The organism is Noviherbaspirillum sp. (assembly GCF_035254685.1).
GTDB lineage: Bacteria > Pseudomonadota > Gammaproteobacteria > Burkholderiales > Burkholderiaceae_D > Noviherbaspirillum.
On the sequence record NZ_DATFAI010000016.1, the window covers coordinates 106,536 to 126,789 of the forward strand.

The window sequence follows — 20,254 nt, forward strand, 5'->3', positions numbered from 1 at the left end:
GCATTCTTGATTGCACTGCCTATGGCGCGAGTCTTGCCACGCACGAGCTTCCACAGCTCAGAATTCATCCGTTGCCTCGCCGACCTGGAAATTGCCGATGTCGCCGATCCTGGCAATGCATTCGCGGAAAAGCTGGGCGGGTGGATTCACTTCGCCGATGCGATCACCCTGTCTGCCGTACACAAGGACAGCATCGCGAGCCGGCCGCAAGCACAAACCGGCATGCAGCACGACAGGCAAGCCGCTGCATGCGCTGCCGAACTGGACCGCATACGGGCTCTGCTGGTCAATGCCGTCACGGCGAGCTGCTCGCCCAGACCGGGCAGGACGCACATCAAGCTGCCCACGCCGGTGCAGGAGCTGCCGCTGGATCTCGCAACGGCTTATCCGCCTTACCGTCGGTTTTATGAAGCACACCAGCGCGACATGGAGCTGGGCGTACAGCCCCTGAGGGTCAATGTCCGGGAAGCGCTGGCGAAGGCGTCACCAGAACTCAGGAAACTTGCCGAGCTGGACGCAACGCTGGAGAAAATACTGCGCGAACGCGAGAGCAAATTGCTCGCGAAGGTGCCGGTACTCCTGAAAAAACATTTTGAGAGCTTGTTCAAGGAACATCAGCAGAAGCTTGCTGTGACAGAGCAGGCAGACAATCCCGCCGGATGGACGCGAACGGGCGGCTGGCTGGCGCACTTTTGCAATGACATGCAAATGCTGCTGCTGGCCGAAATCGAGCTCCGCTTGCAGCCGACGATGGGACTCATTGAAGCATTCAGACAAGATACGCAATGAAAAGACATTTATTTACACTCGCCTTCCTGCTGGGCGCGATCGGGATCATTTGGGTAGGCGTCGGATTTATCGACTCCAGTCTCCTGGCGCTGGCGATGACAATCATCATCGGTGCCGTCTACGGAGCCGGTGCGCTCGAACTGCGCCAATTCCGGCAGGCGACATCCACGCTGACCAATGCGTTCGCCACGATTCCCGAGAACCTGGCAGACCTCGGCGACTGGCTGCCCGTGGTGCATCCTTCGCTGCAGAATCCCGTGCGCCTGCGCATCGAGGGCGAACGCATCGGCCTGCCGGGGCCTGCACTCACGCCTTACCTGGTCGGCTTGCTGGTGATGCTGGGGATGCTCGGCACGTTCCTGGGCATGGTCGTCACGCTCAAGGGCGCTGTTTTTGCGCTGGAGAAGACCACTGAACTGGAAGCGATGCGTTCCGCGCTCGCCGTGCCGGTGAAGGGATTGGGACTGGCATTCGGCACTTCGGTGGCAGGCGTGATTGCATCCGCCATGTTGGGCCTGATGTCGGCGCTCAGCCGGCGTGAACGAATGCAGGCAGCACAACTGCTGGACACCAGGATCGCCACTGTCTTGCGCCGCTTTTCGCTCGTCCACCAGCGCCAGGAAACCTTCCGGGCCTTGCAGCAGCAATCGCAAGCCTTGCCTGCGGTAGTCGATAAACTGCAGGCGATGATGACGCAGATGGAGGCCATGGGCCAGCAACTGAACCAGCGCCTGCTCGGCAACCAGGAGGACTTTCACCGCGATATCAAGCACGTCTATACCGATCTGGCAATTGCGGTGGACAAGTCCCTGCGCGACAGCCTGAGCCAGAGCGCGCACGTCGCCGGCGAGAGCATCAAGCCGGTGGTCGAGACGGCGATGAACGGGATCGCGCGTGAAGCGACGCTGATGCATGAACGCATGGCTGGCACGGTGCAGACGCAGCTCGACGGGCTTTCCACCCGGTTTGATGCTGCGACCACCAGCGTGACCGACAACTGGGCGGCGGCGCTGAAGAGCCACGAACAGGCAAGCGCCGGCATCGTCGCGGATGTGAGCCGCTCGCTGGATGCATTCAGCGAGACCTTCGGCCAGCGTTCAGATGAACTTGTGGCCGCCGTCGGTGCGGCGTACACCAGCCTGCAGGCCGATCAGGCCGAGCGCGACAAGCAGCGGCAGCAGGCGTGGACGCAGTCGCTGGAAGCCATGGCCGCAGCGCTTTCCCGAGAATTGCAGCAAGCGGGCGCGCAGATGCTCTCGCAGCAGCAGCAAATCTGCGACACCTTGAGCCAGACCGCGCAAGACATCGCCGAACATGCGCAGGCTGGTGCGCGCACCACGCTCGCCGAAACGACGCGCCTGATCACATCCGCCGAAGAATTGATGCGCTCGCGCATCGCCTCCGAAGCGCAATGGATGGAACAGCATCGCGAACGCATGGACCAGCTGGCCGGCCTGCTGCGTTCCGAACTCGGCGCGCTCAAGGAGGAAGAGGTCGCGCGCGGCAATGCAGCACTTGAACGACTGGGACAACTTGAGGCTGCGGTTGCAGGCCATCTGACTACGCTGGGCACTGCCCTCGAGGAGCCGATTACAAGGCTCATCCATACAGCTTCGGAAGCGCCGCGCGCCGCGGCGGAAGTGATCGGGCAGTTGCGCCAGCAGATCTCCACGAGTGTCGCGCGCGACAATGAACTGCTTGAGGAACGCAGCCGCATCATGGAAACATTGAACGGCCTGCTCGATGCGATCAATCATGCTTCCCAGGAGCAGTGTGCTGTGATCGACTCGCTCGTCGCGTCATCCGCGACGGCACTCAACGCAACGGCGAGCGCATTCTCGGAAAATATCGCCGGCGAGGCCGCCAAACTGTCCGAAATTGCCGCGCAGGTCACCAGCAGCGCCGTTGACGTGGCGAGCCTGAGTGAATCCTTTGGCTTCGCCGTGCAGTCGTTCAACGAAGCCAATGAAAAGCTGATTGCGAACCTGCAGCGTATTGAAGGCGCGATGGACAAATCCATGTCGAGAAGCGATGAGCAACTCGCCTATTATGTGGCGCAGGCGCGTGAAATCATTGACCTGAGCATGGCCTCGCAAAAGGAAATGCTGGACGCGCTGGAGCAGTTGCCGGCAAGGCAGGCCGTGTTGGCCGAAGAGGGCAGGTAATGGAGGACATCGACGCAAGTGTCGAACACGCGCCGGTCTGGCCTGTGTTCGGCGACCTCATGTCAGGCTTGCTGGGCGCGTTCGTCCTGATCCTGGTGGGCGTGGTGGCAGTCCAGATGGAATTGACATCACACCTGCAGGACGAAGTGAAAAAGCGCCAGGCCGAAGAGCAACGCCGCATGAGCCTGGAAAAGGCCCTTGCGGTTCCGCTGGCGTCCGGGCGCATCACCTTGAACAACGGACGCATCGGCATCAGCGGCCAGGTCCTGTTCGCTCTCAATTCAGACCGCCTGCAGCCCGAAGGTCGCGAGCTCCTGCATAGTCTCGTTCCGCCGCTGCAGGCCTACCTGACGGCGCGCGATGAATTGCTCATGGTAAGCGGGTTCACCGACGACAAGCCCATACGGGGCGGCCCGTTCGCCGACAACTGGGAACTGTCGGCCCAGCGCGCACTGACCGTTACCCGCACCCTGATCGAGGAAGGGATGCCATCGTCCACGGTATTTGCTGCAGCTTTCGGCTCCGAGCAACCCGTCAAGCCGAACACCGATGACGCCGCGCGCGCGCAAAACCGGCGGGTGGAAATGGCGCCGGTACCGAAAACGTCCAGTGCGAAACTGCCGCGCCATGAATGATTTGCATCACAAGGAGCTTGTGGATTTTTCTTCGGGTTCACCCGCCGATGTCGACACGATGATCGCCTCCTTGCGCGCGGCAGGCGTGGACCGGTTCGACCCGGCCCGCTTGCACTATGTCGAAGCGCTGGCCCGGCGCGCGAGGGCGCACCGCGGAAGCGTCAGGCGCATGCTCGACGCGCGGCTGGCGCAAGCGCTCGCTGCGTTGAAAGAGCGATTTGAACTTGTGCAATCCGACGCAAGGGAAACGGTCGCACGAAATGCAGAGCGGTATCCGCATGCAGCCGTGGACTTGCAACGACTCGTTGCCGCTGGCGAATTCCGGGAACTGCGGCAAGCGGTCGCAACCCTGCAGACGCGGGAACAATGCGCATTGCTGGGTGAACTGGTGCGCCGGCTTGAGCACTCTTCTTCGGGAACTGCAGATGGCCCCCTCAACAGAGGCGCCGCGCAACGTGCCGAACTGAAGACGGTTCGTCATTTCAGGAATACCTTTTCCAGGCTCAGCGTGGACAAGCAGGTGGCGCAGGCCCTTGAGCAGGCGCCCAGGAATGCCGGCCCGATCAATTCACATATGCTGGTACTGCGCTCGCTCGCATTGATGCGCGACATCTCGCCCGATTATCTCAACCGGTTCATGTCTTACGCGGACACCTTGCTACGCCTCGACCAAGGCGAGAAAGAAAAGCCGGTCAGCGGCAGGAAATCTCCGGCCGCAAAGGCCGCGAAAAAGTGAAGCCGCGCTTGCGCCGCTCAGACTGACTCCGCCCTGAAGACATAGTACGAATCAACCATCGCGCTCAGGCATGTCGAGCCAGGTACGCTGAAATGGTTGAACGTCATCTGCAAGCTTCCTCCCGAATAGGCGCCGCTGGCGTATTCAAGAAACTCGCTACAGCCGGGCACGCTGACGAGGAAATAGGTATACGTTCCGACGCTGTCCAGCGACAGCATCTGGCTGGAAGGCACCTTCTGGTTGAAAGCGTTCAGCTCGTCCTGGGTGGCGATTGAATACGACCTGCCAAGGCCGGTCAGCAGGAGATTGTAAAAGCTGACGGTTTTCACCGGCGCCGTGGTTAACGTGGCCGGCTTTATTGCGGCCTTGAACGAAAATGATTGCGTGTCGACGAACACGGACTTCGGATTCGTGACGGATGTCGGCGTCACCGCAGCTTGCGTCGCCAGGGTCGTTGATCCTGAAGGCGAGTCGCTTCCACCTCCGCCGCAGGCGGACAGGAAGACAGCGGTCGTTGCGATCGATAGCAGGTGCTTCACGTTGGTTCCCGGTTGTGTGGAGTTGCTTTTCCCGGCAGGTAGTCGCTGGCCGTAGCTGGCACTGAACACTTCCATGATATGAATAGTTTTCGGGCACGCAACTGATATTGATTGACTTGGGAAGCCATTCTTGTCAGGGAATCGGCTGGAGGAAAAATCTCCTGCGAGAAACCGCAAGCCGCGCCGTTCGCCGCGCGCTAGAATGGACGCCAGCCAGAAATTCAAGGCAACAAGGCTCCACGCTTTTTGGTGAATGCCACGGCGCACAATCAGTGCCGTACCCGGTGCAGACCAACGATGTTCGCTTTCATGGGGAGTGGATCGTGCCGATTCAGTTTAACGAGTACGCCAAATATGATGGCTTGGGGCTTGCCGCTCTGGTCCGGCGCGGTGAGGTGCAGCCGCAGGAACTGCTGGCCGCGGCCATCCAGCGCGCCGACGAAACCGGCCAGAAACTCAACGCCATCGTTCGCCGCCTTGATGAGCGGGCGCGCCAAAAGGCAATGCAGCCGTTCGCCGCGCAGGCTCGCTTTCCCGGTGTGCCGTTTCTGGTTAAGAGCCTGATGCAGGACATCGCCGGTGAGCCGAGCTCGTGGGGCAGCCGATCACTGCGCGACATGCTCGCCAATCAATCCGCTGATGTCACCAGACGCTGGGAAGCGGAAGGTCTGCTGATCTTTGGCATGACCAATACCCCCGAATTCGGCGCAAAGAACGTGACTGAGCCGCTCGCTCATGGCCCGGCTCGGAATCCCTGGGATGTGACTCGTACGCCAGGCGGTTCATCGGGCGGCTCGGCAGCGGCCGTGGCGGCGGGAATCGTACCGATGGCAGGCGCAAACGACGGCGGCGGTTCAATACGCATTCCCGCTGCCGCCTGCGGTCTGTTTGGACTGAAGGCCGGGCGTGGCCGGATTTCGATGGGGCCCATCGTGGGCGAAGGCCTGGGCGGCATCGCGGTGCAGGGCGTGGTGTCGCGCAGCGTCAGGGATAGCGCTGCCATGCTCGACGTGCTGCAAGGGCCGGAACCCCATGCACCATACTACATGCCGCCTCCCGAGGGCCCCTATCTCGACGCCATCCAGAGGCCGCCGAAACGTCTCAGGATAGGTTTTTCCACGGTATCGCCGATCGGCACACCCGTGCACGCAGATGCCATCGCTGCAGTGCGTGACGCAGCAGGGCTGCTTGCATCGCTCGGGCATCATGTCGAAGAGGCCAGCCCCGCTATCGATGGCGAGCAGCTTGCACAGGACTTTCTGATCCCCTGGTTCGCCTTTACGGCAGCGACGGTCGACGAAGTGCGCAGCAAGACCGGCGCCACCCGCCGCGATTTTGAACCGGACACGCGTGCCATGGCAGATGTGGGCCGAAGCGTGTCGGCAGTTGAACTCCTGGAGATTCAGGATCGCTGGCAAACCTATGTCAATGCACTCTCGCGATTCCACGCGCACTACGACTTGTGGTTATCTCCAGTGCTGAGCGAACCGCCTTTGCCGATCGGGCATATGCAAACGCCCCGGCTCCTGCATCTGGTCAACGATGCAATCAACCTCGTCGGACTTTCGGGCCTGCTGCGCAAAACGTCGGTCTTCCGGGAAAACATCCTCAGGAATCTGGCCTGGACGCCCTACACCCAGCTTGCCAACATTACCGGCAGGCCATCGATATCGGTCCCGCTATACTGGAATGCACGGGGATTGCCATTGGGTGTGCAATTCGTCGCCGGATTGAATGGCGAGACGATGTTGCTGCAGCTTGCAGCCGAGCTGGAACAGGCCCGTCCCTGGTTTGATAAACGACCGGGGATTTGACCGGGCGCGCTTCGGTGATGTGCTGACCCGCTGCGAGCGAAAGCAGCGGATACAGGAAAGAGAACAAGGACGATAGAGCTGCCGAAAACCGGGAGGGGTTTTCGACAGCTGCGCGTTGTTATCGAGTGCCGCTCGTTCCTCCGGAACCGGATGTGCCGGTCCCGCTCGTGCCGCTGCCGCTACCACCGGTCATGCCAGACCCGCTCGATCCGCTCGATCCGCTCGAGCGATCAGAACTACCAGAGCTGCCAGAGCTGCCCCAGCTTCCGCCGCTGGACATTCCGGAAGAATCACTGCTCCCCGATCCGGATGAGCCGGGCACGCTCAGGCTGCCACTGCCGGTGCTGTCGGAGCTGCTCGATCCACCTGAACTGCCGGAACCCATGGTGCCCGACGAGCCGGACGAATCGCTACCCATGGACGAGCCGCTGCCGGAGGTTCCGCTCGAATCGGAACTGCCGCTGCTCGACGAGGGCGAGGACTTCGTCGTGGACGAACCAGACGAACCGGACGATCCCGACATGCCGCTGCTGCCCGAGGATCCATAAGGGCTTGTCACGCCGCTGCTACCCGACGAACCGGTACTTCCACCTCCACTGGTACTCTGGGCAAAGGCGACGCCGGTGCCGAGTGCGGAAATGAGGGCTGCGATCAACAGTTTTTTCATCATCTACCTCCATCATCAATTACGTGGTTGACATTGTCGGACGGAAGAGAAATGCCTTCTGCTATCCGAAATACCAGTCATTTACTGGAAGAGGTTAGAAGTTCGGACGAATGGAAGTTCAGTGAGGTTTTTGTATCAAGATGTGACGCTTCTCCTCATGCCTTTCGTCATGTCACGTAACAGGAAAATGTGCCTGCAGACTACATTTGCGCGCGGCCAATCATGTCGAATTCCGTTGATCGTGCAAGCCGAGCCTTCCGGAAACACGTAGCGGTCATCCTGCTTCTGAAGGCGACGACGTCGAGCGGCGCCGGTACCACTGCGTCGCGCGCCGCACCAGTCCTGCCAGACCGTCATAGGGGCGCGGAGGAAATGCGAGTCGGTGCGGTGTGCCGCGCTCGGCCAGCACCTGCTCTGCGGCGAGCCAGCCGGAACACACGGCACTCTCCATGCAGTAAGGAAGCTGCGTTCGCACCCAGTCTCCCGCCAGCACCAGGCCTGGAATGGCTGTCTGTGTGTGCGGGCGCCTGACTTCCGTCCCTGGCAGCGGGCAGGGAATGGCCATGGGAATGCGATGCACGCGCGAGTGCAACACGCGTGCATGCGCTGCGTCGGGTGCAAATTCGATGATCTCGCGCACCGTTGCCTGAACGATTTCCTTGTCGCTCATCCCTTGGGCGCGGTGACTATAAATGATGTTACTGGCGAAGATGGACGGACGATTTTTCCAGCCGCGGCGAATCCTCGAGAGATCATAAAAATCGTAGTTGAGTCGCGTGGGGGAACACAAATGCGAAATGAAGCGCGGGCACCTGATTTTTCTGTCGAACCACAGATAGCACGAGATGTAAGGGCAAGGCTCAAAGCAGGACAATGTCTCGAACGCCATGTGCTCTTTCCAGGCATCGGGCAACAGCAACGCAAGGTCCTGTGGAGGGACTGCACTGACAAAGTGACGAGCGCGCAGCCGCGTGCCATCGTTCAGGAGTATCGCCTCCGCCCGGTCAACTCCGATGAAGCCGCGAACGTGGGTTTGGGTCAGGAACTTTCCGCCGGAAGTCTGGACGATATCAACCGCCTGGGGTGCGTAGAGCTCCGCCAGCCCGACGGCGCCGAATCCGAAATGCAGATTGCGGTGTCCGCTCAATTGCGCATGGATCCGCATGATTGCCGCCGCCGAGCAGCGATCGACGGGCACATTCGTTGTCACCATCGATGCAAATGCCCACCACCAGTCGATCATGCGCTGAGTCATGCCCTGGCTGCGCAGGAATGCTTGTGCGCTGATGCGGTCGAGTGCGGCAACCTCTTCCTCGCCGAACTGCATTCCACGCCAGATGGTCTTGGCCGCGGAAAGGTGGTCATACAGCGGCGGACCAGGTGCGGTGAGCATGCTGGGCATCAGGCTCAGTGGCACTGGAAGCGGCCAATGCCGGAGCGAAAAGGGGTGCGGCGAGCTTGCGATCGTCAGCACCTTGCGAGACTGCCAGGTGATGAGCTCGCTTGTACCGAGCCGCTTGAGCAGCGCAAGCATGTTGCGATATTCCGATTGCACCACGTGCGGACCGATATCGACGGTATCGCCGGTGGTCTGATCGATCCAGCTACGAGCCCGGCCGCCTGGCAGCGCCTCGCGCTCGACCACGACGACCTGCAGTCCGCGATCGGCAAGAGCGACCGCACATGTCAGACCGGAGAGGCCGCCGCCGATGATGACCGCGTCGATCATTCAGTGCTCTCCGCAGATGACAGTCGCCATGCTGTGGGCAGCATTTTGTCGTGCAATTCAACGTTATTCATGCTGTCGTCTGCTCCTGCAAGTCATAGATCATCGAGATCATGATGATGAATAAAGGACGGTAGGGTGGGTCGAGTGAAGCGAAACCCGCCAATGCCTCGACTGCCGGTCATGCAGAACCATCACTCTGACCAACGTTCCATGGGTATTCGCCATTTCAGTCTCCTCTTCGCCGCATTCTGATAAGGCACGACTTCTGCAGCCAGGTTCCCTATCCGTGCCTGCCGATGGCGGCAGTGGAATCTGGCATTTCTGCGCAAGCACGCATCTGCAATGGCGCCATGGAAAGTTTCTTGCCGTCTCGCTGTCGCAGGTGAATTCGGCGCGCGAGCCGTAAAGAAGTGAAGCCACAAGTACCAGCGCCGGAACGCCAGCGATTTCAGCTTCATCCAATGGTTCGTAAAGGGTCAGCCAGTGCAGCCGGCACGATTCCATGGAAATGGCAGGGAGTCTTCAAACGAGAGGAGATGCATGATGGAGCGGGCAACGAAAATTTCTTTGGCGGCAGTGATCATCAGCGCAGCGGGACTGGCCGGCATCGTGGCCATGGATGCCACGGCGAACAATACATCGGGCCGAGGGACGAAACAGGCCGGCGGTGATGCCAGTGCGCGGCTGCTTGCGGATGGCCGGCAGATATTCCGGTTTGATACGTTCGGCGATGAGGCATTCTGGGGCGATACCTTGCGGCTGCATCAGGCGCTGGCAGGCGCGAAGAACGGCGGGGTCGGCCCCGGCGTCAGTCCCAGGACTGCGATGGCGGTCGGATTGAAGGTTGATGCGGATGCCTTGCCCGAGGACCTGAAGCAAAGCATCATGGCAGGCAAGGTCAACCTCGACGATCCCGCCACCACTGTCGCCTTGCTGCGCCTGGATGCCGTCGTCGGCGTGAAAGGTTTGTTCGATTCCAGCGGCAACCTGAAATCAATGGGCGTGCAGTGTTCCCTTTGTCATTCGACCGTCGATGATTCATTCGCCGCCGGCATTGGCAAGCGCCTTGACGGCTGGGCCAACCGCGACTTGAACGTCGGCCAGATCATTTCACTCGCGCCGAATCTCACGCCTTTCATGGCGCTGCTCGGGGTCGATGAGGCCACGCTGAGGAAAGTGCTGGCGAGCTGGGGGCCGGGCCGCTTCGACGCGCTGCTCGACAAGGATGGCAAGGCATTCCGCCCGGACGGCGGGCAGGCAGGCACGGTGATCCCGCCGGCGTTTGGCCTTGCCGGCGTCAATCTGCATACCTGGACGGGAATGGGCTCGGTGCCATACTGGAACGCCTATGTTGCGGTGACAGAGATGCACGGCTCCGGCACGTTCATCGACAAGCGCCTGAACGACCCGACACGCTATCCGGTGGCGGCGCGCGCAGGAACCAGTGAAGTGCGGAATACGCCGGACCTCGTCACCGAAAAACTGCCCGCCTTGCATGCTTACCAGTTGTCGCTCTCCGCTCCCAAACCTCCACAGGGAAGTTTCGACGCAGGGGCTGCAGAACGCGGCAAGGCCGTCTTCGCGGGAAGGGCGCAGTGCGCAACGTGCCATGTTCCGCCGCTGTACACCGAGCCCGGCGACAACCTCCATGCGCCGAGCGAAATCGGCATCGATTCCTTCCAGGCCGACCGTTCACCCACGCAGAAATATCGCACCGCGCCGCTTGCCGGACTGTGGACGCACCAGAGACCTGGCTTCTATCATGACGGCCGATTTGCCACGCTCATGGACGTGGTCGAGCACTACAACACGACGAGGCAACTGGCACTCACTGATCAGGAGAAGCGTGATTTGGTGGAGTACCTGAAATCGCTTTAAAGGGAATCGGGAAGCTGGGCCGAGGACAGCCGGTTATCTGCAGGGCGACAGGCTTCGCGGAGGAGAAGTGATGATTTTTTATCAGTCATCAGCACTTCGCATGAACGAAACAGAGCGTGAAAGACATGCTGTTTGTGCACGTCTTTCCGCTTGTGTTGCATTCCGCCGACAGGCGTATCACGCCAGCGCATCACACCAGTTTACGGGGCAAATCCGGACTGCTATTGTTTCGATGAAACGCAGCACTCTTCTTCCCCGCACCCATCTGCCCCATCATGTTATTTCGTGACCTCGCCGACATCGCATTGCGCGCCGCTGTCGCTTCCGCAACCGTAGCCACCATCGCTGTCCTGCTGGCGAGTTATTCCGCCTTGTGATGCTGCGACGCACCGGATAGTGCGTCGCTTCCTCCATCAGATCACACCTTTGCTTGCCAACGCGTCGATCTCGCCGGCCGACAATCCGCCCAGCGTCGACAGGATTTCCTGCGTGTGCTGTCCAAGCAACGGCGGCGCGAGGCGATAGGTGACCGGTGTTCCGGAGAGCTTCATCGGATTGGCAACCAGGGGCACCGTCCCCGATTGCGGATGCGGCAACTCAACTTTCATCTTCCGATGCTTGACCTGCGGATGCTCGAAGGTTTGCGCAATGTTGTTGATCGGACCTGAAGGTACGCCGGCCGCTTCCAGCGGTGCGACCCATTCCTGGGTGGTGCGGGTCAGGAGGATTTCCTGCAGCATGGAGACCAGCAACTGCCGGTTCCTGACGCGCGCGGCATTGGTGGCGAAGCGCTCATCTGTCGTCAGTTCCGGGCAGCCTGCAATATCGCAGAACTTGGCGAACTGCCTGTCGTTGCCGACGGCAAGGATGAGATGGCCGTCCTTTGAACGGAACACCTGGTAGGGCACGATGTTGGCGTGCGCATTGCCCTGGCGCTTCGGAACATTCCCGGACGCCAGGTAATTCATGTTCATGTTCGCCATTGCCGCGACCTGCACATCGAGCAGCGCCATGTCGATGTATTGGCCTTTGCCGGTCAGGTTGCGGCTTTCCAGCGCGGCAACGATCGCAAGCGCGGAATACATGCCGGTCATCAGGTCCGCGAATGCGACGCCGACCTTCTGCGGGCCGCCACCGGGCAGATCATCGCGTTCGCCGGTGATGCTCATCAGGCCGCCCATGCCCTGGATAATGAAGTCATAGCCGGCGAAGCTGGACATCGGGCCAGTCTGGCCAAATCCGGTAATGGAGCAGTAGACCAGGCGCGGATTGAGTTCCTTCAGGTCGTCATACGACAGGCCGTAGCGCGCCATATCCCCGACCTTGTAGTTCTCGATGAAGACATCACTCTGCGCGGCGAGCTTGCGGATGATGGCCTGGCCTTCCGGCGTCGCGATGTCGACCGTGACGGATTTCTTGTTGCGATTGGCCGAGAGGTAATAGGCAGCTTCACGGGTGTCCTTGCCCTGCGGATCCTTGAGATACGGCGGGCCCCAGGCGCGGGTGTCGTCGCCGGTCTTCGGGCGCTCGATCTTGATGACATCGGCGCCGAGATCCGCCAGGGCCTGGCAGGCCCACGGGCCGGCCAGCACGCGCGTCAGGTCGAGGACGCGGATATGGGAGAGTGCTCCAGACATAAGTATTCTTTCGTGAATCAGAGTCGTTCGATGACGACAGCCAGGCCCTGGCCGACGCCAATGCACAGGCTAAGGACCGCGTAACGGCCATTGCGGCGCTGCAGTTCGCGCACAGCGGTCAATGCGAGGCGGGCGCCGGAAGCGCCGAGCGGATGGCCGAGGGCGATAGCACCGCCGTTGGGGTTGACGCGCGGATCGTCGAAGGCGACACCGAGCAGCTTCAGGCAGCCCAGCACTTGTGCCGAGAAGGCTTCGTTGATTTCGATGACGTCCATATCGGCCAGCGTGCGGCCGGCGCGTGCCAACGCTTTCGGAATCGCCTGCGCCGGGCCGATGCCCATGACGCGCGGCTCCACACCGGCGGCTGCGCCGGCAAGAATGCGCGCCAGTGGCTTGGCGCCGGCTTTCTCGCCCGCAGCGCGATTGCCGACGAACATCGCCACGGCGCCATCGTTCACGCCCGAAGCGCTGCCTGCCGTGACGACGCCACCTTCATGCAGGACCTTGAGCCGCGACAGGGTTTCGAAGGTAGTGTCGGGACGCGGATGCTCGTCTTCGCTCACGATGCGCGGCAGCGTTTTCTTCCCGGTCGGCACTTCGATAGGCATGATCTCGCCGTCGAAGAAACCCTCGGCCTTGGCCTTGGCGTAACGCGACTGCGACAAGGCCGCAAAGCGATCGCTGTCCTCGCGGCTCAGCCCCAATTCGCGCGCGACATTGTCGGCGGTCTCCGGCATGGTGTCGCCGCCGTACTGCGCGGTGATGCGGGGATTGGGGAAGCGTGCGCCGATAGCGGAATCGAACACTTTGAAGTCGCGGCCGAAGGCGGCTTCGCTCTTGCCAACGACGAATGGCGCGCGGCTCATGCTCTCGACGCCGCCGGCGATGTACAGATCGCCTTCGCCACTGGAAATCGCGCGCGCCGCGTCGAGCACGGCAGCAAGGCCGCTGGAACAGAGACGATTGACCGTCTGACCGGGCACGGAGGCCGGCAGGCCGGAGAGCAGTACGGCGTGGCGCGCGATGTTGCGGCTGTCTTCACCAGCCTGGCAGGCGCAGCCGAGGATCACGTCCTCGATCTGGTCGACGGCAAAAGGAGAGTCCGCCAGCAGCTTGCGGATGACGGCAGCGACGAGGCCATCGGGGCGGACCGGAGCGAGGGCACCGGCCTGGCGGCCGAAAGGCGTGCGCAAACCGGCATAGATATAGGCGTCGAGCATGTGGTTCCTCAGTCGAATGAATCAGTTTTCCGGGGTGAGCAGCGATACCCCGAGCATTGCGCGGCGTTTCAGCCAGGGACTCGGGCGGTAGCGCGGGTCGCGGTAGAAATCGAACAAGCCGTCGAGAATGCGCAGCACGGTCCAGCCGCCGAGGGCATCGCCCATCGACAACGGGCCCTTGGGATAACCCAGCCCCAGCGTGACGGCCTTGTCGATGTCCTGCGGCGTCGCGATTGCCTGCTGCGCGATGTCCGCGCCGATGTTCACGATGGCGGCGACCACGCGCTGGCAGACAAAGCCGGGGCTGTCGTGGATGACCGACACCGGCGTGCCGTCGCTAGCGAACAGGGCATGTGCCTCGTCCCGATAGGCGGGCATGGTGAGCGGTGTGGTCATGAGCGTGCGCCGACCGGAAAGAAACAGCGCATCGAGCGCGACGGTGCGTGTCGGATCCAGCCCGGCCGTGACCGCCGCGGTGGTCGCATCCTGCCCCAGCGGCAGCACCAGGCAGAGTGAATCGGGGCCGGGGCGCTCGCCCTCGTCGAGATGCGCGCCGAGCTTCTTCAGCAGTTCGTGCACGGCAGGGAAGGCTTCTGCATCGCCGCGACCCAGCCAGACGGAGAGGCCGGTTGCCGCCGGCGCGCCGGGCGCGGCCGGTTCCTGCTTCTGGCCATCTTCATAGCGATAGAAACCGCGCTGCGTCTTGCGTCCCAGCAGGCCGGCAGCGAGACGCTGGCGTGCGATCGGGGAGGGACGGAAGCGTGGTTCCTGGTAATACTGGTCGTAGATGGATTCCATCACCGGCTGCGACACATCGAGGCCGGTCAGGTCCAGCAGCTCAAACGGTCCCATGCGAAAGCCTGCTGCCTGGCGCAGGATGCGGTCCACTTCCGGATACGCGGCGATGTTCTCGCCGAGGATGCGGAGCGATTCGGTGAGGTAGCCGCGGCCGGCATGGTTGACGATGAAGCCGGGCGTGTCGCTGGCGCGCACCGGCGCATGTCCCATCCGCTTCGCGGTTTCCACCAGTCGATCGGCGACGTTCGCTTCAGTGAGCGGACCAGCGATGACTTCAACTATCTTCATCAGCGGCACCGGGCTGAAGAAATGGAAGCCCGCCACACGTTCCGGATGCTTGCACACCGCAGCAATCGCGGTGACCGAGAGCGAGGAGGTGTTGGTGGCGAGCACGCACTCGGCGCTGACTACGGCTTCCAGTTGCTGGAAGAGCTCCTGTTTGACGCCGAGCTTCTCGACAATAGCTTCAATGACCATGGTGCAGGGAGCGAAGTCGGCGAGCGAGACGGCAACGCGGATGCGTCCGCAGGCAGCGGCGACGTCGTCACCGCTGAGCTTGCCCTTGTCGGCGAGCTTCTGCAGCATGGCGGCGATCGCCGTGCGCGCTTCCTCGGCGGCGCCGGGACGGCTGTCATGCAGGATGACGGGGATGCCGCCTTGCGCGGCGATCTGGGCGATGCCTCGGCCCATGAGGCCGGCACCGACGATGCCGAGCAGAGTCGGCGTCTGGCTAATCGAAGTCATTGTTCAGCGTCCTGTATAGCTGGGTTTGCGTTTTTCGAAGAAGGCCTGCATGCCTTCCTTCTGGTCCTGGCTGGCAAACAGCAGGTGGAATGCTTTCCGTTCGAGCATCAGCCCGGCATCGAGCGAGGCATCCTGGCCGGCCAGCAGCACTTCCTTGATCTGCGTTGCGGCCAGCGGCGGCATGCTGGCAATGAGGCGAGCGAGTTCCAACGCGCGTTCCTGCACTTTGCCGTCTTCCACCACTTCGCTCGCCAGCCCGGCAGCAAAGGCTTCCTTGCCGCTGAGCGGCAGACCGGTGAGCAGCATCTTCATCGCCTGGAACTTGCCGATGGCGCGCGTGAGCCGCTGCGTGCCGCCCGCGCCGGGCATGATCCCGACCCGGATTTCCGGCTGGCCGAAGGAGGCGCTCTCACCCGCGACGATGATGTCGGCATGCATGGCGAGCTCGCAGCCGCCGCCCAGGGCGTAGCCGTTGACAGCTGCGATGACGGGCTTCGGACATCCGGAAATCGATTGCCACAGACGTTGCACCTGGCGCAGATGCATATCGATCGGCGTGGCCTCCGCGATTTCATGCAGGTCCGCGCCGGCGGCAAATACTCGCTCACCACCAGTCAGGATGATGCAGCGGGTTTGGTCGTCGCGGCCCAGCGCGTCGAAGTGCGCGGCAAGCTGCTCGCGCACGCTCCGGTTGAGGGCATTCCTGACGTCGGGACGATGGATGGTGAGAACGGCAATGCCCGGTTCCGGGCGTGAAAGTATCACTTCGCTCATTTTGTAAAGGTTCGCACAGCGAACCAATGGTTCGAAAAAATGGATTATTCGATCCTAATTAAAGTTTGCTGCGTTGTAAAGGGCGAGCCTTCTTTCGACCATGTCGCGATAAAAATAACGTAAGCACATGAAAACAAAAACAAAAATCTTTCGTGACGATTGCGCAATATTGATCTCAGTCAACTCAACATTTTTTCTGGGTTCGCACAGCGAACCAACGGTTCGAAAATACCTTGACATTCACGGAATCGATGTGACACGATTCGATCATAGAAAAAACGGGCAACCGGCAGACCAATCGAGGAGAGAGACCGCCATGAATACGGAAAACAGCTTCAGCGACATTGAACGCTTTGATGACGAGGGGCCGGCCAAGGACCGCCAGTTCGTGACCGCCCTCGCACGCGGGCTTGAACTTTTGCGGTGTTACGCCCCGAAGGAGCGCTATCTCGGCATTACAGAACTGGCCCGGCGCACCGGCATTCCGAAACCGACCGTGTTTCGCCTTGCCGGCACCCTCGCCAAGCTTGGCTACCTGAACTATTCCGAGGCCGAGGGCAAATACCGGCTAGGCCCGGGCGTGCTGTCGCTTGGCTATTCGATGCTGTCGAACCTAGACGTGCGTGAGGTGGCCAAGCCGCTGATGCAGCAACTGGCCGAACACTCGCAGGCCTCGGTATCGATCGGCATGCGCGACCGCCTGAGCATGGTGTACATCGAGTCGATCAGGAGCAGCTCGCCCATCATCCTGCAGCGCGGTGTCGGCACACGCCTGCCGATGGCGACCACCGCCATGGGGCGCGCCTACCTGGCGGGGCTGCCGGACGAAGAGCGGAATTTTTTGATGGACCAGATTCGCCTCAGCAACGAGCACGACTGGTCGCGTATCAAGGCGGGCATCGAGCAGGGCTTGCGCGATTACGCTGATCGCGGCTACTGCATCTCGATGAGCGACTGGGACAAAGGAACAAGCGGCGTCGGTGTGCCGTTCTGCGGCCTGGACAACGCCATGATGGCCTTCAATTGCGGAGGGCCGTCTTTCCTGCTCACCCGCGACAAGCTCGAAGACGACATCGGGCCGTTGCTGGTGGACCTTGTCAAACGTGTTAGCGGCGCAATGGGCCGTATATAGCGTCCTGAGTCAGAAATTCGTTGAATAGGGCTGATGAAATGGACGCCATACCGCGTTACAAATACTCGCAAGGCTCCCAGCCTTGCTCCGTTTTGCGCCATGTCTGGCGCCGATTGCTGGCGCCCATTGCATCACCTCTATTTTTCAACGAACTTCTGACCCAGAACACTAGGAAAAATCATGATTCGTGACCAGGAAACCCTCAATGTACTTCTCGACACGCTGTCGCGCTTCGTGCGCGAACGGCTGGTGCCGGCGGAAAACGAGGTTGCGGAAACCGATGAGATCCCCGCGGACATCGTCGCGGAGATGCGTGACATCGGCCTCTTCGGCCTGTGCGTCCCCGAGGAATACGGCGGCCTCGGGCTGACCATGGAAGAGGAAGTCCTGGCCGCATTCGAAATCGCAAAGACCTCGCCGGCGTTCCGTTCGCTCATCGGCACCAACAACGGCATCGGCTCGCAAGGCCTCATCGTCGACGGCACCGAGGAGCAGAAGCGTCATTACCTGCCGAAGCTGGCATCGGGCGAACTGATCGCCTCGTTCGCGCTCACCGAACCAGGTTCCGGCTCGGATGCCGCATCGCTGCGCACCAGCGCGCGTCGCGACGGTGATTTTTATGTCGTCAACGGGACCAAGCGCTTCATCACCAATGCGCCCGAAGCCGGTATCTTTACCGTGATGGCCCGCACCAATCCCGACGTCAAAGGCGCGGGCGGCATTTCGGCTTTCATTGTCGAAAAGGGAACGCCCGGCGTCCATATCGGCAAGCGCGACAAGAAGATGGGGCAGAAGGGCGCGCATACCGCAGACGTCATTTTCGAGAACTGCCGCGTGCCGGCGGCCAACCTCATCGGCGGCAAGGAAGGCGTGGGCTTCAAGACAGCAATGAAGGTGCTCGACAAGGGACGCCTGCATATTTCCGCGATCTGCGTCGGCGCGGCCGAGCGCATGCTGGAAGATGCGCTGCGCTACGCCATCGAGCGCCAGCAGTTCGGCCAGCCGATTGCCGAGTTCCAGCTGATCCAGGCCATGCTGGCCGACAGCAAGGCGGAGATCTATGCAGCGCGCTCCATGATCCTCGACGCCGCACGCCGGCGCGACAACAAGGAAGACATCTCGACCGAGGCGTCCTGCTGCAAGCTGTTTGCCTCCGAGATGTGCGGCCGCGTGGCCGATCGCGCGGTGCAGATCCACGGCGGCGCGGGCTATGTCTCCGAATACGCGATCGAGCGCTTCTACCGCGACGTGCGCTTGTTCCGCATCTACGAAGGCACGACCCAGATCCAGCAGCTGGTCATCGCCCGCAACATGATCAGGAACGCGCAGGTTTAAGACGAGCGGTCCGCCGATTGCCTCGGCGTCAACCGCAAATCGAGGCGTGACGTACCACCACAAGCATTTTCAACAACAGTCGCGCGCGAAGGGCTTCGGCTTCGCGCCTCTTTCCCGGAGATATCATGGAAATCACTGCCAATGGGGTGGCCGCCGCCCCGGCCAACCAAAAGATCTGGATCGCCGTCTTCGTCTTCGCCTTCCTCGGGCTGATGGTGGATGGCGCGGACCTGATGTTTCTGTCCTACAGTCTGTCGAGCCTCAAGAAGGAATTCGGCCTGACCAGCGTGGAAGCCGGCATGCTCGGCAGTATCACGCTGGCCGGCATGGCCGTCGGCGGCATCGTCGGCGGCTGGGCGTCCGATCGCTTCGGCCGTGTGCGCACGGTCGTGTGGACGATCACCCTGTTCTCCCTCGGCACCGCCGCGCTCGGCACGACGCATGATTTCACCTCGTTCGCCTCGTTCCGCTTTGTCGCGTCGCTCGGCCTTGGTGCGGTCTATGTGGTCTGCAACACGCTAATGGCCGAATATGTACCGACAGACCGCCGCACCACCGTGCTTGGCTCCTTGCAGGCCGGCTGGTCGGTCGGCTATGTGGTGGCGACGCTGCTCGCGGGCTGGATCCTGCCGGCCTATGGCTGGCGTTGGCTGTTCTATATCGCAATCGTTCCGGTCGTGCTGGCGATCCTGATGCAGTACATCGTTCCGGAGCCTGCCGCCTGGGTTGCCGCCCGCCGCAAGCTGGCCGCCGAGAAGGCAGCAGGAATGAAGACGCAGGCAAAGGAAAGCGCGATGAAAATGATCTTCGCCAATCCTGCGCATCGCCGCATGTTCATCCTGTGGTCTCTTACCGCCGGTTTCCTCCAGTTCGGCTATTACGGTGTCAATAACTGGATGCCGACCTACCTGGAAAAAGAGCTGCACATGAACTTCAAGGCGATGACCGGTTATATGGTCGGCACCTATCTAGCGATGATTCTTGGCAAGGTCGTGGCCGGCTGGCTGGCAGACAAGTTCGGCCGCCGCGCCATCTTCGCTTTCGGCGCTCTTGGTTCGGCCGTGTTCCTGCCCGTCATCGTTCTCTACCACTCGCCAGAGAACATTGTTTACCTGCTGACCTTCTTCGGTTTCCTCTACGGTATTCCGTACGGCGTCAACGCCACCTACATGACCGAGAGCTTCGAGACCAAGATCCGCGGTTCGGCCGTCGGCGGCGCCTATAACGTCGGCCGGATCGGTGCGGCAGTGGCACCGGCCTCTATTGGTTATCTGGCAACGGGTGGATCGATCGGCCTGGGCTTTCTGGTGATGGGCGCTGCCTACTTCCTGTGCGGCCTTGTTCCCGCGTTGTTCATCAAGGAAAAACTCTACGATCCGCAGAAATAACGTCGCCTAACCTTTCCTGACTTTATTGCGCCGGCCGCGGGAGATTCCGCCAGCCGGCGCATTTTATTTCCACTGTTTCCAGAGGAAAGCCTCCACGCTCGGCCCCGGTAGTTGCATTGATTTTCATCAAAACGAAAATTTCCTTGCAGATCATAGTCATACGCTGCTCCGGAGACGGTTATCCACAGCATTACTCACAGCAATTGTGGGGAACTCCACAAGGCGGGCAGGACACTCCTCTATGTGAAGTGATAAAAGGTCGCTTTTTTGCCAG

At 61.3% G+C, this 20,254-nt stretch carries 16 protein-coding genes; 10 read left to right on the forward strand and 6 right to left on the reverse strand.

Features of this window, described 5'->3' with window-relative positions:
* The first annotated feature begins 33 nt into the window (after window positions 1-33).
* From VJ698_RS04205 to VJ698_RS04220, 4 genes are read left to right on the forward strand one after another with little or no spacing between them, the layout of a single operon-like run.
* Window positions 34-789, forward strand: coding sequence for a DUF3348 domain-containing protein (locus VJ698_RS04205; RefSeq protein WP_324101435.1), 756 nt, complete (start codon window positions 34-36; stop codon window positions 787-789).
* Window positions 786-2,954 (forward strand): DUF802 domain-containing protein, encoded by a 2,169-nt coding sequence (locus tag VJ698_RS04210; protein ID WP_324101436.1) that lies wholly within the window; start codon window positions 786-788, stop codon window positions 2,952-2,954. The genes VJ698_RS04205 and VJ698_RS04210 overlap by 4 nt, the downstream gene beginning before the upstream one ends.
* Window positions 2,954-3,589: an OmpA family protein gene (locus tag VJ698_RS04215; protein WP_324101437.1), complete on the forward strand. Its 636-nt coding sequence runs from the start codon at window positions 2,954-2,956 to the stop codon at window positions 3,587-3,589. Before VJ698_RS04210 ends, VJ698_RS04215 begins: the two co-directional genes overlap by 1 nt.
* Window positions 3,590-3,608: 19 nt before the next feature.
* The gene (locus VJ698_RS04220; RefSeq protein ID WP_324101438.1) at window positions 3,609-4,325 is read left to right on the forward strand and encodes a DUF2894 domain-containing protein; all 717 of its coding nucleotides are present in this window, start codon (window positions 3,609-3,611) and stop codon (window positions 4,323-4,325) included.
* Between the two features lie 17 nt (window positions 4,326-4,342).
* Here the strand turns inward: VJ698_RS04220 and VJ698_RS04225 are convergent, their stop codons facing one another.
* A complete protein-coding gene (locus VJ698_RS04225) occupies window positions 4,343-5,089 on the reverse strand; it encodes a hypothetical protein (protein WP_324101439.1) in 747 nt (248 codons plus the stop codon).
* Window positions 5,090-5,148: 59 nt separating this feature from the next.
* Here VJ698_RS04225 and VJ698_RS04230 point away from each other — a divergent pair, with 59 nt between their 5' ends.
* Both VJ698_RS04230 and VJ698_RS04235 read left to right on the forward strand, forming a co-directional pair.
* A complete protein-coding gene (locus VJ698_RS04230; protein ID WP_324101440.1) occupies window positions 5,149-6,678 on the forward strand; it encodes an amidase in 1,530 nt (509 codons plus the stop codon).
* 152 nt (window positions 6,679-6,830) lie between these two features.
* Window positions 6,831-7,226, forward strand: a complete 396-nt coding sequence (locus VJ698_RS04235; RefSeq protein ID WP_324101441.1) for a hypothetical protein — start codon at window positions 6,831-6,833, stop codon at window positions 7,224-7,226.
* A 393-nt stretch (window positions 7,227-7,619) separates the two neighbouring features.
* Here VJ698_RS04235 and VJ698_RS04240 read toward each other — a convergent pair whose 3' ends face one another.
* Window positions 7,620-9,074 carry a hydroxysqualene dehydroxylase gene (locus VJ698_RS04240; protein WP_324101442.1) on the reverse strand — a complete coding sequence of 485 codons (1,455 nt, stop codon included), beginning with the start codon at window positions 9,072-9,074 and terminating at the stop codon, window positions 7,620-7,622.
* A gap of 540 nt (window positions 9,075-9,614) precedes the next feature.
* Between VJ698_RS04240 and VJ698_RS04245 the strand changes: the two genes are divergently transcribed.
* The gene (locus VJ698_RS04245) at window positions 9,615-10,952 is read left to right on the forward strand and encodes a hypothetical protein (protein WP_324101443.1); all 1,338 of its coding nucleotides are present in this window, start codon (window positions 9,615-9,617) and stop codon (window positions 10,950-10,952) included.
* 413 nt (window positions 10,953-11,365) lie between these two features.
* Here the strand turns inward: VJ698_RS04245 and VJ698_RS04250 are convergent, their stop codons facing one another.
* From VJ698_RS04250 to VJ698_RS04265, 4 genes are read right to left on the reverse strand one after another with little or no spacing between them, the layout of a single operon-like run.
* Window positions 11,366-12,589, reverse strand: a complete 1,224-nt coding sequence (locus tag VJ698_RS04250; RefSeq protein ID WP_324101444.1) for a CaiB/BaiF CoA-transferase family protein — start codon at window positions 12,587-12,589, stop codon at window positions 11,366-11,368.
* A 17-nt stretch (window positions 12,590-12,606) separates the two neighbouring features.
* Window positions 12,607-13,809, reverse strand: coding sequence for a 3-oxoadipyl-CoA thiolase (locus VJ698_RS04255; protein WP_324101445.1), 1,203 nt, complete (start codon window positions 13,807-13,809; stop codon window positions 12,607-12,609).
* A gap of 21 nt (window positions 13,810-13,830) precedes the next feature.
* Entirely contained in the window at window positions 13,831-15,351 is a 1,521-nt protein-coding gene (locus tag VJ698_RS04260) for a 3-hydroxyacyl-CoA dehydrogenase (RefSeq protein ID WP_324101446.1), read from the reverse strand.
* Between the two features lie 3 nt (window positions 15,352-15,354).
* Window positions 15,355-16,125, reverse strand: a complete 771-nt coding sequence (locus VJ698_RS04265) for an enoyl-CoA hydratase (RefSeq protein WP_324101447.1) — start codon at window positions 16,123-16,125, stop codon at window positions 15,355-15,357.
* Window positions 16,126-16,441: 316 nt separating this feature from the next.
* Between VJ698_RS04265 and VJ698_RS04270 the strand changes: the two genes are divergently transcribed.
* From VJ698_RS04270 to VJ698_RS04280, 3 genes are all read left to right on the forward strand, one after another.
* Window positions 16,442-17,257, forward strand: coding sequence for an IclR family transcriptional regulator (locus VJ698_RS04270; RefSeq protein ID WP_324101448.1), 816 nt, complete (start codon window positions 16,442-16,444; stop codon window positions 17,255-17,257).
* Window positions 17,258-17,437: 180 nt separating this feature from the next.
* Window positions 17,438-18,592 carry an acyl-CoA dehydrogenase family protein gene (locus tag VJ698_RS04275; RefSeq protein WP_324101449.1) on the forward strand — a complete coding sequence of 385 codons (1,155 nt, stop codon included), beginning with the start codon at window positions 17,438-17,440 and terminating at the stop codon, window positions 18,590-18,592.
* Between the two features lie 125 nt (window positions 18,593-18,717).
* A complete protein-coding gene (locus VJ698_RS04280; RefSeq protein ID WP_324101450.1) occupies window positions 18,718-19,980 on the forward strand; it encodes an MFS transporter in 1,263 nt (420 codons plus the stop codon).
* Window positions 19,981-20,254: the final 274 nt, after the last annotated feature.